The sequence below is a fragment of the Indolivaga capnocytophagoides genome (assembly GCF_036511535.1).
In the GTDB taxonomy this organism is placed as follows: domain Bacteria; phylum Bacteroidota; class Bacteroidia; order Bacteroidales; family Dysgonomonadaceae; genus Dysgonomonas_A; species Dysgonomonas_A capnocytophagoides.
Window position 1 is genome coordinate 1,072,521 of record NZ_AP028867.1, and the last position, 18,900, is coordinate 1,091,420.

General features: G+C 36.4%; 12 protein-coding genes, 1 tRNA gene and 1 riboswitch. Of the genes, 10 read left to right on the top strand and 3 right to left on the bottom strand.

The features are described 5' to 3' along the window. The first annotated feature begins 44 nt into the window (after positions 1 to 44). From AABJ51_RS04600 to AABJ51_RS04610, 3 genes are all read left to right on the top strand, one after another. On the top strand, positions 45 to 605 hold the full coding sequence (locus tag AABJ51_RS04600) for a hypothetical protein (protein WP_338374572.1): 561 nt from the start codon (positions 45 to 47) through the stop codon (positions 603 to 605). Between the two features lie 228 nt (positions 606 to 833). Further along, positions 834 to 2,270, top strand: a complete 1,437-nt coding sequence (locus tag AABJ51_RS04605; RefSeq protein WP_338374574.1) for a hypothetical protein — start codon at positions 834 to 836, stop codon at positions 2,268 to 2,270. Positions 2,271 to 2,308: 38 nt separating this feature from the next. Next, positions 2,309 to 3,880: an SH3 domain-containing protein gene (locus AABJ51_RS04610; protein ID WP_338374575.1), complete on the top strand. Its 1,572-nt coding sequence runs from the start codon at positions 2,309 to 2,311 to the stop codon at positions 3,878 to 3,880. A 264-nt stretch (positions 3,881 to 4,144) separates the two neighbouring features. Here the strand turns inward: AABJ51_RS04610 and AABJ51_RS04615 are convergent. Then, a tRNA-Met gene (locus AABJ51_RS04615) sits at positions 4,145 to 4,218 on the bottom strand. Positions 4,219 to 4,581: 363 nt separating this feature from the next. On the opposite strand from AABJ51_RS04615, the gene secDF reads away from it, so the two are divergent. The 3 genes from secDF to AABJ51_RS04630 all read left to right on the top strand — a co-directional run bounded on the left by secDF (position 4,582) and on the right by AABJ51_RS04630 (position 9,535). Beyond that, positions 4,582 to 7,479 (top strand): protein translocase subunit SecDF, encoded by a 2,898-nt coding sequence (gene secDF, locus AABJ51_RS04620; protein ID WP_338374576.1) that lies wholly within the window; start codon positions 4,582 to 4,584, stop codon positions 7,477 to 7,479. A gap of 198 nt (positions 7,480 to 7,677) precedes the next feature. Next, the gene (locus AABJ51_RS04625) at positions 7,678 to 8,850 is read left to right on the top strand and encodes a MalY/PatB family protein (protein WP_338374578.1); all 1,173 of its coding nucleotides are present in this window, start codon (positions 7,678 to 7,680) and stop codon (positions 8,848 to 8,850) included. 103 nt (positions 8,851 to 8,953) lie between these two features. Next, the gene (locus tag AABJ51_RS04630) at positions 8,954 to 9,535 is read left to right on the top strand and encodes an FKBP-type peptidyl-prolyl cis-trans isomerase (RefSeq protein ID WP_026625297.1); all 582 of its coding nucleotides are present in this window, start codon (positions 8,954 to 8,956) and stop codon (positions 9,533 to 9,535) included. An 89-nt stretch (positions 9,536 to 9,624) separates the two neighbouring features. Here the strand turns inward: AABJ51_RS04630 and AABJ51_RS04635 are convergent, their stop codons facing one another. Further along, positions 9,625 to 11,103, bottom strand: coding sequence for a DUF3943 domain-containing protein (locus AABJ51_RS04635; RefSeq protein ID WP_338374579.1), 1,479 nt, complete (start codon positions 11,101 to 11,103; stop codon positions 9,625 to 9,627). A 213-nt stretch (positions 11,104 to 11,316) separates the two neighbouring features. On the opposite strand from AABJ51_RS04635, the gene AABJ51_RS04640 reads away from it, so the two are divergent. The 4 genes from AABJ51_RS04640 (at position 11,317) to pflA (ending at position 17,989) form a co-directional block, all read left to right on the top strand. Beyond that, positions 11,317 to 12,150: a TerC family protein gene (locus tag AABJ51_RS04640; protein WP_338374580.1), complete on the top strand. Its 834-nt coding sequence runs from the start codon at positions 11,317 to 11,319 to the stop codon at positions 12,148 to 12,150. A gap of 124 nt (positions 12,151 to 12,274) precedes the next feature. After that, positions 12,275 to 14,020, top strand: coding sequence for a phospho-sugar mutase (locus AABJ51_RS04645; protein ID WP_026625300.1), 1,746 nt, complete (start codon positions 12,275 to 12,277; stop codon positions 14,018 to 14,020). A 396-nt stretch (positions 14,021 to 14,416) separates the two neighbouring features. Then, positions 14,417 to 14,619: riboswitch (cobalamin riboswitch) on the top strand. Positions 14,620 to 14,896: 277 nt separating this feature from the next. Beyond that, positions 14,897 to 17,128, top strand: a complete 2,232-nt coding sequence (gene pflB / locus AABJ51_RS04650; protein WP_134435282.1) for a formate C-acetyltransferase — start codon at positions 14,897 to 14,899, stop codon at positions 17,126 to 17,128. Positions 17,129 to 17,272: 144 nt separating this feature from the next. Then, positions 17,273 to 17,989: a pyruvate formate-lyase-activating protein gene (pflA, locus tag AABJ51_RS04655; protein ID WP_338374581.1), complete on the top strand. Its 717-nt coding sequence runs from the start codon at positions 17,273 to 17,275 to the stop codon at positions 17,987 to 17,989. Between the two features lie 8 nt (positions 17,990 to 17,997). On the opposite strand, the gene pdxY is transcribed toward pflA, so the two are convergent. Beyond that, the gene (pdxY, locus tag AABJ51_RS04660; protein WP_157279366.1) at positions 17,998 to 18,846 is read right to left on the bottom strand and encodes a pyridoxal kinase; all 849 of its coding nucleotides are present in this window, start codon (positions 18,844 to 18,846) and stop codon (positions 17,998 to 18,000) included. Positions 18,847 to 18,900: the final 54 nt, after the last annotated feature.

Here is an 18,900-nt window from a genome sequence, read left to right on the forward strand (position 1 = left end):
TCATTACAGTTTATTAGTTACCTAAAAAAAAATAACTTATTAATATGAAAAAAATTTATCAGCTATTATTCCTCATTACTTTATCTGTATTAGTATACAGTTGTGGTAGTTCGAAAAGCACAGGTGTTAGTGGAGACGTAGAACTGAACCTCCCTTGTCAAGGGCTCGAATATAATACCAACAAAGACTTTTTCAGAGCTAATATGCCTGCACTTAGTACCGATATGGGTACTGCCAAATCGAAAGCTTTAATTGCTGCAAGAGCAGAAGTTGCTACATCTGTAAATGCCCTCGTCGAAAGAGTTACTGATAACTACAATTCATCGTACCAATCGGGAGAACAGGAAGAAGCCAAAATACGAACTACAGACATGATAAGAAGTGTAGTAAAAGAAAATCTCAGAAATTCTCGAATTATCTGCGAAAAAATAATGAAAACAAAAGATGGCAAATACAGATGTTACGTAGCTGTCGAGGTCTCCAAGAATGATATATTAAACGGAATAAACAGTCAGTTAAGAAATGACGAGAAACTTAGGATGGACTTCGAATACGAAAAATTTAAAAAGATATTCGAAGAAGAAATGAATAAGTTAGATAAATAAGGTCTTTATTCTAATACTATTTCGTAGAATCTAAACATTACGGCTTTAACTATATAACAAAAATATTCTATAGAATACAGCATTTCAGGCAAACTAATTATTTTTTTTACTTAGTTCTCTACATGATTCTGAATATGCCGGCTTCATCCGGCATATTCTTCTTTAAGTACTTCATAAAGTTACCTCTCTGATTAAATAAACAGACAAGCTGGTCATAAGCAATCTCATATGAAAACAAAGAATATAATTTCGATCATGATCATTATCATGCTTAATACTTTCTTATCACAGGTAAAGGGTCAGAATACCGAATCAGAATACGAAATATTTGTAAAACAACAAATAAATGAAATGATTGAATTTCAAAACCAACAGGATAGAGAATTTGCTGATTTTCTTTCTGAAAGCTGGAAACTTTACTCTGCTGTTACAGGTATAAAGAAACCTAATCCGGGACCTTCTAAACCTCCTGTTTATGAGCCGTCGGAAGTACCGGAACAAACTGACAAACAGGGAGATCAACCTAAGCCTCCTCTTAAAGAATTTATACCCCAGAAATCCGACCCCGAAAAAGAAATGAATGTAGTCGACCCTGGTAATATTAATTTTTTCGGAGGGGTATATCTTGTAAATGAGCCTAACACTAAAGTATCGCTGGATAAAATTGATGAGAACAGCATAGCTATTGCTTGGACAGTTTTGGTTAAATCTAATTACAGACCTTTTGTCGAAGAATGTCTTCAACTGAAAAAAAAACTACAACTAAATGACTGGGGTTACATACAATTTGTGAGAAAAGCCGCACATCTCTTGAGCAAAAAAGGAACAGAAGATGAAATTATGTTCGGACAGATATTCATCTTACTCCAATCAAATTATAAAGTAAAAATGGCACGAGTAAATAATAAACTAGCCTTACTCATATCGACTAAACAGACCTTATACGAAACATCTTATGTAAACCTTGGATCAGATCGTTATTTTATAATAACGTATAATCCTCAAGAACAAGTTAGTTCTATCAATACATACAATAAAGATTTTGCGTTAGCTAATAATATAATAAATATGGAGATCGAATATATGCCTTTATTAAAGGAAGATAAGATTCGGCGAGTCATAACATCTCAACAGTATGGTAATATCGAAGCATCTGTAAATAAAAATCTTATTGACTACTACAATTCATATCCTCAAACCGAGATTCCGGTATATATGAATAATAGGGCTACTGCTGATTTTGACCGCTATATAACACCTCAATTCAGAAGTTTAATAGAAGGTAAAAACCCTAAAGAAGGGGCAGGAATAATTCTTAATTTTATACAAAACTCTTTTGAATACGCTACTGATGAGATACAGTTTGGGTATGAAAAGCCATTTTTCATCGACGAATGTTTCTTCTATCCATATTCTGATTGCGAAGACAGAGCTATTCTATACGGATATTTGATTAAACGATTACTCGGACTAGATATTATACTATTGCAATACCCTGAACACATTGCAACGGCCATCTATTTTCCGGAAGATGCTGAGGGGGACTATATAATGCTCAATAATAGAAAATACACAATCTGCGACCCTACATACACAAATGCCCCAATCGGCACATGTATGCCTCAATATGTCAACTCTAAACCTTCGGTTTATTTGTATAAATAAATTATTAATACTAAGTATCATTTCCAATGTGTAGTTCTATGAAAAAAACAATCAGATATTATTCAACTATAAAACTCTTGATCATTATAGCTATAATAGTCGGTATATCCATGTCGTATTTTATCATTACAGCAGAAAATGATTTAGATTTCAAAATAAACTGGAATATGTTTAAATCGGTACTTATTATCCCATTGTTTATTGTTGGATTTATATTGGGACTTGGACAAAAATTTCAAGTATACGAATCTGTGATTGAAACTCGAGATTCTACGAGCGGACGATTATTAAAAGTAGAACGCAACGACGATATTACAGACAGTATGATGGCAGGATGCTTACTACCGTTACTAAACTATTTTGTCATTACACCTCTTGCTATAGCAGCCATAATTTATTACTCTCTTATGGCTATCGTATACATGTTCGCTGTTGTATTTCCATTTATCATAACAGGATTCATACTACTCTCTCTGGTCTTTTTATACAAGATTCTTAATAAATCAGTTAATAATCATTACAGGTACATAATTATCCCCATCGTGACAGTATTATTTATTGGAATATACTGGCTATTCTATTTTTTGTGGGTAAGCAACGACTCAGAACAGAATCAAAAAACAGCCTTACTTATTGCTACTGTAGGTGCTTTAGTTTCAGTAATACTGTTCTCTATCCTTATTCTTACAGTTAACGATGAAAATGACGACAATGATTATGCTGAGATTGATATCAAACAACCCCAATTCATATCTGGAGTTTTTTTAATCACATTTATCGTTACATTTCTCTTAATAATCGGAGTATACAGCTTCAAGCTATTATCATCTACATCAGATAATTCGGCTTCTGATACAAAATCTATATTGTCGTTTCATACAGTCATCAGTAAAAGTACACTAAATGTAAGATCAGGACCAGGTGAAACCTACTCAAAAATAGGTTCGTTGAATAAAGGAGATCAGGTTGGGGTATATTATTTTGACGGAGACTGGGTGGCTATTGATTATCAGGGATGTAAAGGCTACGTACACTCTCAGTACTTAACATCAGTAAAAGCGAGATCGTCTTCATTGTCATCAGATCAGCCTGAAACAACTATATCTACACAAGATCATTATAATTCGGGACAATCGGAAAAGAATCCGGTACAGACGACATATCCCAGTTCTGTAAACATAAGCACAACTACAGGGGTTATAAACTCTCATGATGTGGAGTATTCGAAATTTTACAGAAACAAGCGAATAACTCAAAGTGAGCGTGAACAACTCAAAATAGATAATATCAACAATAAATTTCTCAACAATGAATTAGTTAAAGGAAAGGTTATCTATAGGGATAATGATGGACGTTTGGAAACCTTTCTACACGTTGTAGAAGATTTCAATACATCAGAAATACTAGTTAGCTACAATCGCAATGGAGACTATATTTCACATATAACAATTGGCGAAATAGGCGTATATTCGGGAAATAGATCTTATACTAAAATAGGAGGGAACACGTTAAGCATATGTTCATATATACCTGAGGACGAATATGATTCGGAAATGATAACTCAATATATAATAACCTCGGATTTGTATTTTATGAAGACTGCAGAATAATAAGTTATAGCGAATACTTAATTTGATAGTTGCAGGTTTGATTATCAGATTAAGTATTTGTCATTAGCTCTAAATTGCTGATAAAATTCAGCTATACCATTTTGAGCCTCAAAATAAATTAAGAGAGAATGTACTACCAACATCCTTAAATCACTCAATCTGGGAGAGAAATGCACATAAAAAGGAAGTATTTATATATAAAGAGTTATTTAAAGCAAAAATAAAAGAGGCTTACAATTCCTTGTAAGCCTCTCATTTTTTTAGTAGCGGGACCGGGACTTGAACCCGGGACCTCATGATTATGAATCATGCGCTCTAACCAGCTGAGCTATCCCGCCATTACCTGATTAGCGGATGCAAAAGTAGAAGATATTTTTTTATTTCACAAGTCTATTTTCAAAAAAGATTTAATAAAACAAGTAACTTTAATGAAAGACTCTGAGAGTGAGACTATAAATCAAATAGATTTTTTCTTTTATTTTTCAGAATATCTTTCATTCTTAATTTATACACGCATTTCGGTAAAAAAATGATAAAAAAGATTATATTTGCAGGCTTAAAGTAAGTTATATGTAGCTATTTAGCTAGGCTTCACTTATAAAATCGGATTGATAATTGCATGAAGAATATATTAAGCCTGAATCTATATCTTATTGAATATTAAATATTAAAACAAAAATAGTAACAAAAGTAAGTGTAAAATGCAAAACAAAGGATTTGTAATCACATTTTCCGTTTTGTTGACTTTGGTCTGCTGTTTTTATCTCTCATTCTCATTTGTGACGAGATATTATGAAAAACAAGCTGCCGAATTCGCAAACGGGGATCTCAATGCGGAGAGTCATTATCTGGACTCTATTTCTACAGAAAAAGTATGGTTAGGATACACCCTTAAACAAGCCCGGGAAAAAGAAATTGGACTAGGACTTGACCTTAAAGGAGGTATGAACGTTATCCTCGAAGTTGATGCTGCAGCTGTGCTCAGATCATTGGCTAATGAAGAAGACGCTCAATTCAATCAAGCGCTAAAATTAGCAGTTGATGAAAACCGTAAGGGAAGTAACAAAGACTTCATTACTTTATTTGTTGAGAAATATGAAGGTATTAATAAGTCTGGTAAATTAGCTGCCGTATTTGGAGCTAAGTTGAAAGACCAAATTAATCCGACCGATGACAACGCTGCCGTAAAAAAAGTTTTAGTAACAGAACTTCAAAGCGTTGCTGATAACTCATTCAATGTTTTACGTACACGTATCGACCGTTTTGGGGTAGTTGCTCCTAACATTCAAAAATTAGATCGTGCAGAACGTATTCTAATCGAGTTACCGGGAATAAAAGAACCTGAACGTGTAAAAAAACTTTTACAAGGTAATGCTAACCTTGAGTTTTGGAAAACATACAATCTCCAGGAAATCCAAGGCTACTTGAGTTCTATCAATTCAAGAAGTGTTGATATTCTTGCAGCTCAAAAGACAGGAAATAAAGTAGCAGCGGACTCTGTCGCTATAGATTCAACCGCATCTGCACAAGAAGAAAAAGCTATAGCTAATGCTATTTCAGAAAAAGCATTCAGCAAACCTCTTTTCGATTATTTTGACGGAAATTGGGGCGGAGGTGCTACAGTTGCAATTGCAGATAAAAAAGATACTGCAGCAATCAATGCTATTCTATACGCAGCAAGGGATCTATATCCCACCGATTTGAAATTCTCTTGGGGATTCAAAGCGATCGACGATAAAGAAACTAAATTCCAATTATACTCTTTGAGAGGAGACGGTACGAAAAGAGGTCCTGCACTGGATGGCGATGCAGTAGTTTCGGCTAAAGCAGATCAGGTACAAGGTCAAGGATGGGGTGTAAGCATGCAAATGAATACCACCGGAGCAAAACGTTGGGCATCCGTAACAGGAGCAGAACGTGGAAAATCAATCGCTATTGTTCTTGATGGATATGTATATTCAGCTCCAATGGTTAATGACCGTATAGAAGGAGGTAACTCTTCTATCACAGGAAACTTCTCAGTAGATGAAGCAAAAGACTTGGAAAACGTGCTGAAATCTGGAAAAATGCGTGCAGGAGTACGTATTGTACAAGAAGATATCGTAGGTCCTTCGTTAGGGGACGAATCAATCCAAGCAGGTGTTATATCTTTCGTAGTAGCTATTATTGTGTTGATGGCTTATATGTGCTTAGTTTATGGTTTGATTCCAGGACTTATAGCCAATGCTGCTCTATTGCTCAACTTATTCTTCACGATGGGAGTACTGGCGTCATTCCATGCTGTACTCACGCTGCCCGGTATTGCAGGTCTTGTATTGGCTCTGGCAATGGCTGTGGATGCAAACGTTCTTATATATGAAAGAACAAAAGAAGAATTGCGTTCAGGAAAGAATGTCAAAACGGCAGTTCAGGATGGTTACAAACATGCCTTTACCGCAATTTTTGACTCCAACTTAACATCCATCATCACAGGTCTTATCCTTTACAATTTTGGAACAGGAGCTATCCGTGGATTTGCGATTACAGAAATTATCGGTATTGCGGCTTCATTCTTTACTGCGATCTTCATGACACGTATGATTTACACATATGCGTTCTCGAAAGGAAAGCTTTTGAATTTGACATTCTCTACTAAGCCGGTTCGCAATTTCTTAATGGATACTAAGATCAACTTCCTTAATATGCACCGCAAAGCTTATTTAATCTCAGCTATTGTTGTTTTATTAGGCGTTGTTTCGATATTTACATTAGGATTAAACAAAGGTATCGACTTCTCGGGAGGACGTAACTATATCGTTCGTTTCGATAAACCGGTAAGTACAGAAGATATCACAGATGCACTTAAGCCTCAATTCGATGGAGCTATGGTAAGTACAATCACTATCGGATCAAGCAATCAGGTGAGAATATCTACCAACTATAAAATCGAAGATGCTAATACCAGTGTAGAAACTGAGATCAAGGATAAAATGGCTACAGCTCTAAGCAGCTATATAGCTCCGGGTAAAACTATTGACGACTACATTCAAAGTTCGCAGAAGGTAGGTCCAAGTGTTGCCGATGATATGAAAACAGCAGCCGTTATAGCCGTTGTTATCGCAATCATCTGTATGGGTCTATATATATTGTTGCGTTTCCGAGATGTAGCTTTCTCTGTAGGAACTATAATCGCTGTGGCACACGATGCTGCCATCATTATATTTGCATATTCGTTCTTCCACAAATTCATGCCATTCTCATTAGAGATCGACCAACACTTTATAGCAGCTATCCTTACTGTTGTAGGGTTCTCTATTCACGATAAGGTCGTTATCTTTGACCGTGTGCGTGAAAGACGTAATATGTATCCGCTAAGAGATATAGGTATCAACATCAATGATTCATTGAACACTACCCTAACCCGTACAATCAGTACTACAGTAAGTACAATATTAGTACTTTTATGTATCTTTACACTAGGAGGTGATTCAATCAGAAGTTTTGCTTTTGCGATGTTGCTTGGTATCATTTTAGCAGTATATTCATCGGTATTCATTGCAACTCCAATTGCTTATGAAATCCTTGATAAAAAAACGAAAAAAGTAAAAGGCGAAAATTAATATTTTCATCCAATATAATATAAAGGCTGCCAAAATTGGCAGCCTTTTGTTTTTAATATGAGTGCTTGTCTTTCTTTTATTTTCGTATATTTGTTGCGTTTTAGGTCTGAGACCTGCTAATTATTTTATTGCATTGAACGGCTAAAGTTGGCTACCAATTACAACAGGTCATTAAACTTCTCATTTTACTTAACTTATATGTCCAAATATAATTTTGATACTATCATAGATCGTAAAGGCACAAATGCCTTAAAGACAGATGTCTTGAAAGAAAGATATGGCAGTGAAGACTTGATCCCGTTGTGGGTTGCAGATATGGATTTCTTATCACCACCCGCCATTTCGGAAGCTATAATAGAACGAGCCCAGCATTGTTTGTTTGGGTATACCTGCCCTGCCCAATCATATTATGATTCGATTCTCAATTGGATTAAGAAGTCTCATCAATGGGAAATCAAGCAAGAATGGATCAGTTTTATTCCGGGAATAGTAAAAGGCATAGCTTTTGTTGTTGATTGCTTTTCTGATAAGAGCGATAAAGTTATCATACAACCACCGGTTTATCATCCATTCCGTATAATTCCGACATTACATCATCGAACAATTGTAAACAATCCTTTAGTATTATCGGCAGGTCAATATGAAATGAATTTAGAAAACCTGAATTCTGTTATTGACGACAGTTGTAAGATTTTAATACTTTGTAATCCTCATAATCCGGGAGGCCGTGTATGGACTAAACAAGAACTAATTGATCTGGCGGAGCTCTGTTACGACCGTAATATATTGGTAATATCCGACGAAATCCATTCGGATCTGATACATCAGGACAATAAACATATTCCGTTTGCCTCTGTATCGGAAAAAGCAGCTCAAAACAGTATCACTTTTATGGCTCCCAGCAAGACATTCAATATTGCCGGTATTGTCAGTTCATTTGCTATTGTTCCGAATGATGAAATCAGAAGTCAATTTTATAATTATCTGAAGAGCAGTGAACTTGACGAAGGTCATATATTTGCCTATACTGCAACAGAAGCAGCATATACTAAATGTGATGACTGGTTGAATGAAGCAATAGAGTATATTTGGCAGAATATACAATTTGTCAATGACTATCTGAAAAAGAATATACCTCAGATAAAGGTTATGATACCGCAAGCATCTTACCTAGTCTGGCTTGATTGCCGGGAGTTGAATTTACCTCAGAATAAGTTAGTTTCATTATTTGTAAAAGATGCTAAGTTGGCACTTAACGATGGGGCTATGTTTGGTAAAGAAGGAAATGGGTTTATGCGGATGAACGTAGGATCACCACGAAGTGTCTTAGCTCAGGCTCTGGACAATCTGAAGGACGCATTATTGAAATAAGAATTAATGCAACAAAAAGGCATGATTCTTGTTATATTATAAAAAAACAGCTTTAGGTCAACTGAAGCGATTATCAACTTTAATCATAAATAAAATAAACAAAATGAAGATTTCACCTAATAAATTTGTTTCGGTATCATACGACCTGAATGTAGGCGAAGGTGGCGAAAAAGAATTAATGGAAAAAGCAACTGCTGAAAATCCTCTGGAATTTATTTTCGGAACTAACTCTATGTTAGAAGCTTTCGAAAAAAATCTGGAAGATTTATCAGAAGGAGACACCTTTGATTTCGTATTAACACCGGAGCAAGCATACGGTGAATACGATGACGAGCATGTAGTAGATTTGCCTCGCAATATATTCGAGGTTGAAGGAAAACTGGATGAAAATGTAGTATTTGAAGGCAATACAGTTCCTATGATGGATGCTAACGGAAACAGATTGAATGGTTCTGTTATATCTGTTGGTGACGATGTTATCAAAATGGATTTCAACCATCCTCTAGCCGGAGAAACATTACATTTTACAGGTAACATTTTATCTGTAAGAGAAGCTTCTGCTGAAGAAATCGCAGCGTTATTTGCACCTCAAGGTGGCGGATGCGGTTCAGGATGCGGTTGTGGCAGTCATGAAGAAGAATCTGAGTCTTGCGGATGTGGTTCCGGAGGATGCGGATGTCACTAAGCCGATTGCAATATAAATACAAAAAAGCAGATCTACAGATCTGCTTTTTTTGTATTATCAGTACTTATATGAAACTAAGATCTAAAACCTTAGAATTTGTATGTGAGCATTAATTTACCTTCTCCCGTTTTAGAATATACACTGTCGAAATATTTGTAGTGTGTAGAACGTCTGTAAAAACTACCAATTCCTGTCAGATACCACTGATCTCGAAGTTTTAAATCGACACGAAGGCTCGATGTATTAAATGTTGCATTAGATTTATCGCCCTGAGCATTTAACTCGTTATAATCAACAGTAGCTAAATCCGTACCTTCAGGATAACCTTTCCACGTATAAAGACGATATCCTTCATACAGCCACGAAACACCGATCTTATCCTTATAAGAGATGTTTATACCTGTTTTCCATCCAAATCCACTGGCCAGATTGTAGTTTCTTTCTGAAACTTTATAATGATCACTCAGCGTTGCTCCTAAAAGAATACCATTAATGTGGGCATAAGAATTAAAATCCCAATCGGCAAATCGTTTACTCTTATGAATAAGCCCAACCCCAAAAGCTGCAGGTGTTGCCATTTTATACGGAATTTCATTCGATACACTCGAAATTGTATCCGAATCATAATAGTCGAAATGTTGATATATACCGATATTAAAATAATCCTTACTATTGTCAATCAGTTCAGCAGCCCACAATCGGCCTATTATATTAATCTGACCCAATAGAGGTTGAGAAGCTTGTACATTGAGACTGGCACGCATTGTAAAATAATCGAAAGGCTTACTGTTTTCTCCATCATATCGATCTCCATATTCAGCACTAAACAACGTACCGAATCCTACCCCTTTATCCAATATTTCATCCTGAATTTCCAATATTCGTACTCCGGAAGAGATTTCGACACTAATCTCCGGTATACCAAACTGTCGTCCCGAAGATGGCCTTACTTTCCATGCATCTCCATTAATTAAACGAGTTAAGCCTCTCGTAGGAGCAACAAGAAAAGCTAGCACCTCACGCCTAACCCTCTCTCCTCCCCTTTTTCTGTCATCCAGAATCATATCCGATCCTCTATAAAATACTTCTCCAATAGCCATTCCTCCTATCGGAGTTGCTATTATATCATTAATGGAAGGATGCTCATTCTCCATAAACAATTCCCACATAGCACTTCCTCCCAAAGCAAATGCTCCGGATTCCCAATAATTATATCCTCTGGATCGAGCTGAGTTATAATATAGATTACCATGATAAGGATGCAAAAACATATTTGTTCCCAACTGATCATTGTCCCAATAAAAACCATTTTCAAGATTCTTTTTTATCGAGTTAAACCCAATATAAGCAAAATCAGCTTTTTGTACATATCTATCAAAAGCCCAAACACCAAGATTTAGCCCTATCACCTGCCCGGCGGCTGCCCAACCGTTCTTTTTTGAAGAATAATACTGTAAATCCAAAGAATCAACAGCATGTGGAGTTGTAGTTTTGTGTCTCATCAGAAACTGAGCTGATATATTCTGATGTATTAGTATCACTGAAAAAATTAAAATATATTTTCTCATTCAATTTTTATTAAGGTCGCAGACCTGTTTTTTATATTTTATACAGCAAGGTTAATTAGCTAGCGCTATAACACTTACTTTGCGAACAAAAAGGTCTAAGACCTAAAAACACCAGTACCCCTAATAATCTTAACCGATTTATTATAAAAATATCTGTCAAGCCATTAAATTTGTACAGAATTTGTGACACGAATATACTTAAGATTATTTAAAATGGAAATACTAGAAACCTTTTTATTGCCATCGGCCTGGATTGCATTACTCACACTGGCCTTTCTCGAAATCGTGTTAGGGGTAGATAATATTGTTTTTCTCTCTATCATGTCTTCTAAACTACCCCAAGAACAGCAAGGCAAAGCCAGAACCATAGGTTTAATTTGTGCTATGCTATTCCGCATTTTACTGCTGTTTTGTATATCATTGCTGATGCAGTTAACCAAACCCATATTATCTTTTGACACGGCCTATTTCGATGGATCTATATCGGGTCAGAGCTTGATTATTTTATGTGGTGGACTGTTCTTATTATACAAAAGTGTTACCGAGATACACCATAAACTGGAAGGTGAAGAAGACCACCATTCCGGAGCTAAAAAGAATGGGCTAGTATCGGTCATAGTACAAATAGTAGCTTTGGATATTGTTTTTTCATTCGATAGTGTACTTACAGCCGTAGGTCTGGTCAGTTTCAACGAATTCGGATATGAGGGTGCGATGGCTATTATGGTTACAGCAGTGGTTATATCTGTAATGATAATGCTTCTATTCTCGGGGCCTGTCAGTCGATTTGTAAATACACATCCCACAATCCAGATATTGGGATTGTCTTTTCTTATACTAATCGGTGTAATGCTTTTATTAGAAGCAGCCCATTTGTCTCACATATCCCTTTTCGGAACAGTAGTAGGAGAAATCCCGAAGGGTTATATTTATTTTGCCATCGCATTTTCGCTATTAGTCGAGTTCTTCAATATGAAAATGAGAAAACGGTCAAAACCGGTTCAATTGAGAGATTCCGAAATAGTAGAACATAAAAAGAAAAATTGACTCATAAAGGATCATTTTTGCTAAAATAGTATACTTTTTTGATTGATGCGTAGGATTGCGGGTCTTCATAGTTTTACTATATTTGTATCTAAAGAAAACGAATAATCACACAAATATAAAATTCATGGAAAACAAAGAATTACTAGACTTGGTTACTTCTCGGGCTAATTCGTGGTTGGAAGGCAATTACGATGCAGAGACTAAAGCCGAAGTAAAAAAGTTAATGGATAGCTCTGATAAAAGCGAACTGATCGAATGCTTTTACAAAGATCTTGAATTCGGAACAGGAGGGCTTCGTGGTATTATGGGTGTAGGTTCTAACCGTATGAATAAATATACAGTTGGGGCAGCTACACAAGGTTTGTCAAACTATTTATTGAAAGAATTTGCAAATTTACCCGAAATAAAAGTTGTTATCAGTTATGACTGTCGCAACAACAGTAAGAAATTCGCTCAAATAACAGCTGATGTATTTACCGCTAACGGAATAAAAGTATATCTGTTTGAGAATCTAAGACCTACTCCCGAAGTATCTTTTGCAATCCGTAAATTAGGATGTCAAAGTGGTGTTATGCTTACTGCTTCTCACAATCCGAAAGAATACAACGGCTACAAAGCATATTGGAACGACGGAGCGCAGGTTACACCTCCTCACGATTCTAATATTATAGACGAAGTAAACAAAGTAACTGCTGCTGATATCAAATTTGAAGGCAAACCATCCCTGATTGAAAAATTAGGAGAAGATATGGATAACCAATTTATCGAAGCAGTACGCAGTGTATTATTATCACCCGAATCGGTGAAAAAACATGGCAATATCGGAATCGTTTATACTCCAATTCATGGAACAGGAGGGCAGTTGGTTCCTAAAGCCCTTAAAGCATACGGATTTACAAACATCATTCATGTTCCCGAACAGGATGTTGTAAGTGGAGATTTCCCCACTGTAAAATCACCGAACCCAGAAGAACCTGCGGCAATGGCGATGGCTGTTCAGAAAGGAATAGAAACCGGAGCTGATCTTGTTTTCGCTACAGACCCCGATGCAGACCGTTTTGGTGCAGGTGTACGTGATGATAATGGTAACTTTGTTTTATTAAACGGTAATCAGACAATGATTATTCTAGTTTATTATCTTGTTACCCGTTGGAGAGAGCTCGGTAAGCTTACAGGAACAGAATACACTGTTCGCACTATTGTGACTAGCGAACTGACTCAGACTATTTCAGAAAAGAATGGCGTGGAAATGTTTGAATGTTTCACAGGATTCAAATGGGTAGCGACAGTTATGCGCGAACTTGAAGGTAAACGTAAATACATCGGTGGCGGTGAAGAAAGCTACGGATTTCTTGCCGTAGATTTCATCCGTGATAAAGATTCTGTATCTGCAGCTGCTTTATTTGCCGAAATCGCCGCTTGGTGCAAAGATAACGGACGTACTATTTATCAGATGCTTCAGGATATTTATGTTGAATATGGCTTCTCTAAAGAAAAAGGTATTTCCGTTGTGAAAAAAGGAATAACCGGAGCTCAGGAGATACAAGCTATGATGGATAAGTTCCGTAATAATCCGTTAAAAGAAATTGCTGGTTCAAAAGTCATTACCGTAAAAGACTACATTCCTCTTGAATCAAAAAATACTATAACAGGAGAGGTTAGCAAGATGGATATGCCTACAACTTCTAATGTATTGCAATACTTTACCGAAGACAAGACTAAAGTATCTATCCGTCCTTCAGGAACAGAACCTAAAATTAAGTTCTATATCGAAGTTCATGGAAAACTGGCGTCTCGTGCAGACTTTTCAGCAGTAAATGAAGAAACAGACAAAAAGATCGAGCAAATCTGTAAAGATTTAGGTATCTGATCAAATGTCTTAAGGTCTCAGACCTATTAATATAGCAGTATAAAGCCGGTGGATTTAGTCCATCGGCTTTCTTTATCTAAACCCGAAGCTGATTATTTATTTTTATCTATAAGTAAAATATTCTTTGAAATCAGCCTTAAGCCAACAGTTATCATTATCAAAATCATATTAGCATATAAAAAGGTATCACCTGAAAATGTTGATTTTTGGCGTTACTTTTGTTACCTTTTAGAACTTAAATTTAAGGACACATTTAAAAGCGATAACAGTCTGTTGTATCTATGCTTACAATGTTAACAAAAAGGTCTGCGATCTTAAAATTCTCATGATCAGAGATTAGATCAATAATACAAATCTTTTGGCTGACAAGCAGTCGAATATCAATAAATATTATTAACTTTGCATCGTTATTCAGGTGCTTTTTATTCATATATCCGAATAAAAAGTGAAAAGGGAATCAGGTGTAAATCCTGAACAGACCCCGCTGCTGTAAGCTTCTCTGATGTTATTGGTACTGCTTGATCCACTGTTTATGCACAACGGGAAGGACAACCAATAATGAAGCAAGTCAGAAGACCTGCCTGATGTATACATTTTTGTGGCTTTCGGGTTTATAAAGCAGACAAATAAGATTCATATAACTAAAAACTGGTCAATAGAATTTATGGTAGTATTATTGTTATGTATGAAATCACAACAATAATTATCTGTATGTATTTAAGCTATTTCAATAGTTTAGATAACAGATAATATCTTATGATATATCTGAGGAATAACTACCTATTGCTTTTATATTTGCAAAGTCGATAAAAAAGTCTGAGACCTTATTGGTTACTCTTATTATAAATTTATATACATAAAACTATATTATATAAAATGGAAGCATATAGAAATTTTAAAGGTACTAAATGGCAGAATGAAATTAACATTAACAATTTCATTCTGGAAAATTATACCGAGTACTCCGGAAACGAATCTTTTCTTGAAGGTCCGACTGAAGCGACCAATCAATTATGGAAGCTTCTTAGTGAAATGTTTCTCGAAGAAAAGAAAAATGGAATTTATGATGCCGAAACCCGCATTCCATCGCAAATAGATGCATATGGCGCTGGATATATAAATAAAGATCTTGAAAAGATAGTCGGTGTACAAACAGATAAGCCCCTGAAAAGAGCTATTTTCCCGAATGGTGGTCTTCGTATGGTTCAACAGAGCCTTGAAGAATATGGCTATAAACTGGATGAAACCACTGCTGAGATTTTCACAAAATACCGCAGGACACACAACGAAGGAGTATTTGCGGCCTATACAGACAGTATTCGTCGTGCCCGCAGCAACGGCTTATTGACAGGTCTGCCCGATGCTTATGGCCGCGGCCGTATTATCGGAGACTACCGCCGTGTTGCCCTTTATGGTATCGACAGACTTATCAGCGAAAGAGAGAAACGTTTCAAAGAGTGTGACCCTATAGTTATGACGGATGATTTGATCCGTTTGAGGGAAGAATTAAGTACACAAATACAAGCTTTAAAAGCCTTAAAACGTATGGCTGCTTCTTATGGATTTGATATCTCTCAACCTGCTAAAAATGCGCAGGAAGCTATACAATGGACTTATTTTGCATACCTTGGAGCTATTAAAGACCAAAATGGTGCTGCGATGAGCCTTGGACGTGTAACTACATTCCTTGATATTTTCATCGAAAGAGATCTGAAAGAAGGTACACTCACAGAACAGGGAGCACAAGAACTGATCGACCATTTCATTATGAAACTTCGTATCGTTCGTTTCCTTAGAACAAATGAATACAACGAATTATTCTCCGGAGATCCGGTTTGGGTTACTGAATCAATCGGAGGTATGACTAATAACGGTAAATCGATGGTTACTAAAAACAGCTATCGAATGCTACATACTTTATATAACCTTGGACCCGCTCCGGAACCGAACCTTACTATCCTTTGGAGTGACAGGCTTCCTGAGAACTGGAAGAAATATTGTGCAAAGGTATCAATTGATACATCTTCACTTCAGTATGAGAATGATGATTTGATGCGTCCTCAATTGGGTGACGACTATGGTATTGCATGTTGTGTGTCTCCTATGCGTATAGGACATCAGATGCAATTTTTCGGTGCTCGTGCCAATCTGCCTAAATCTCTCCTTTATACTATAAACGGGGGTAAAGACGAGAAAACGAAAGCTCAGGTATTGCCAAAACACTGGGTGGAAAAAATTTCGGGAGATTATCTTGAATTTGATGAAGTTTGGGATAAATTTGACCGTACACTCGACTGGGTAGCCGAAACATACGTCAAAGCATTGAATATTATCCACTATATGCACGACAAATATTCATACGAAGCTCTTGAAATGGCTTTGCATGATGTAGATATTGTACGCACTCAAGCATTCGGAGTTTCAGGTTTATCTATTATTGCAGATTCATTTGCGGCTATCAAATTCGGGAAAGTACGTATTGTAAGAGATGCTGATGGCGATGCTGTTGATTATATACAAGAAAAAGAATATGTTCCGTTTGGAAATAATGACGATAATACAGACCAGTTTGCCATTGATATCGTTGAAAAATTCATGAGCAAAATCCGTAAACGCAAGATGTATAAAGATGCAATACCTACTCAATCGGTATTAACTATTACTTCTAATGTTGTTTATGGAAAGAAAACAGGTAACACCCCTGACGGTCGCCGCGATGGCACTCCATTTGCGCCGGGAGCCAATCCAATGCACGGACGTGATACCAGAGGTGCAGTAGCATCACTTTCGTCTGTCGCTAAATTACCATTCGAACATGCCAATGACGGTATTTCTTATACGTTTGCCATTACGCCGAACACTTTGGGTAAAAACAGAGAAGAGGAAGCGGCAAATCTATCGGGACTGATGGATGGATATTTTGCCCAGACAGGTCATCACTTGAATATAAATGTCTTTGATCGTAACCTATTGATCGATGCAATGGATCATCCCGAAAAATATCCTCAGTTAACAATCCGTGTATCAGGATATGCTGTAAACTTTGTAAAATTGACTAAAGAACAACAATTGGATGTTATCAATAGAACGATTACAACTTCATTCTAGGTTGCAGACCTTTTATTACTTTGGCAATTATAACAATCTGAGTTTGTTATAATTTGAAAATTTATCATTAAATACATTCTTTTACTTAGTATATTTACAAGCAGAGAAAAGCTCTTTTTCTCTGCTTGATTTTCTTGATTCGATATGAAAGGTTTGATTCACTCTTTTGAAAGTTTCGGAACAAAGGATGGTCCCGGCATCCGGTTTGTATTCTTTATGCAGGGTTGTCCACTCAGGTGTCTATATTGCCATAATCCTGATACATGGAATATGTGCAAAGTTCAATATGAAATGACACCCGAGGAAGCATTCAAAGAGGTTATTAAGGTAAAGGCTTTTGTCAAAGGGGGCGTTACTATCTCAGGGGGAGAACCTATGCTGCAACCCGATTTTGTGGCATCTTTATTCAAATTATGCAAAGATACCGGAATGCACACAGCTGTCGACACATCTGGGTTTATATTAAATGATAAAGTCAGAGAAGCTCTAAAATATACAGATTTAGTACTTTTGGATATCAAACATATCAATCCAGAGAAATACCGGATACTGACAGGGAAGCCACTAAAACCAACACTAAAATTTATCGAATACCTTAAAGATATAAATAAGCCGATATGGATACGCTATGTTTTGGTTCCGGGTTATTCTGATGATGAAGCAGACCTTCACAATTGGGCTAAATTTGTGTCGGGATTAAAAAATGTTGAACGTGTGGATATCCTACCCTTTCATCAGATGGGAATGCAAAAGTGGAAAGAACTGAATCAGGAATACAAATTATCTGAGGTTAATCCTCCTACAGCAGAACTCATATCAAAAACGACTGAGATATTTAGGAGCTACGGTTTAAAAGTATAATTGACGTATCAGCCTAAATTCAGGCAATGCAACAAGCATTCTGAATTCATCTCCATCACACCTCTTTCTTTAGAGTAAACTAAAGCCCTATACAAGGATTCGGACGCTAATTCAGTCGCACGTAATAAATCCGCACCTTTAGCTAATTGCACGGATATAATAGCAGTAAACAAATCGCCGGCTCCTACCATTGCGATATCTAGTTTAGGTGATGATATTCGATCGGCATGTCCGTTTTGTATAACGAGCATATCTATGATATCAGCGGGTGTATCTTTCAGAATACATCCTGTTACTATTATCTTTTTCTCAGACAACAACGGATTGGCAACCACAGCCTCCAGAATTGAATCGACTGTATCAGCATCACTCTTCAATAACCGTTTCAATTCGAAATGATTAGGAGTCATCACATCTGCAAGAGGGATCAAATACTCTGAAATAGATTTTTCGACCTCTTCGGAAACATACATACCCTGATCAAAATCTCCCATTACTGGATCGCAGATATATAGGCGATCAGGATATTGATCTTTGATATGTTTAATGAACTGTGCCGAAGACTCAACAATTTCTGGAGTACCTATATAGCCGGTAATTATATTATTAACATCTTTAATGACATTTATAGCTTTAATTCCTTCTACCAGTTCATCAAAAAGAGCTTTTGATGTAGCACTACCATATATACGAGATATTCCGGTATGTGTGGAAAACAACACTGAAGGGAACGCTATAACATCCAATCCATGCAGTTGTATTGCCAATTCGGCAATATTATTCCCAACATAACCACATACCAAACGACTCTGAATAGAAAGTATCTTCTTTCTGAAACCTAAATCTGTCTTTTTCATTTTACCTTTTAAACTGCTCATTTGAGAAAGTAAAGTAAGGGATAATTTTTCAGA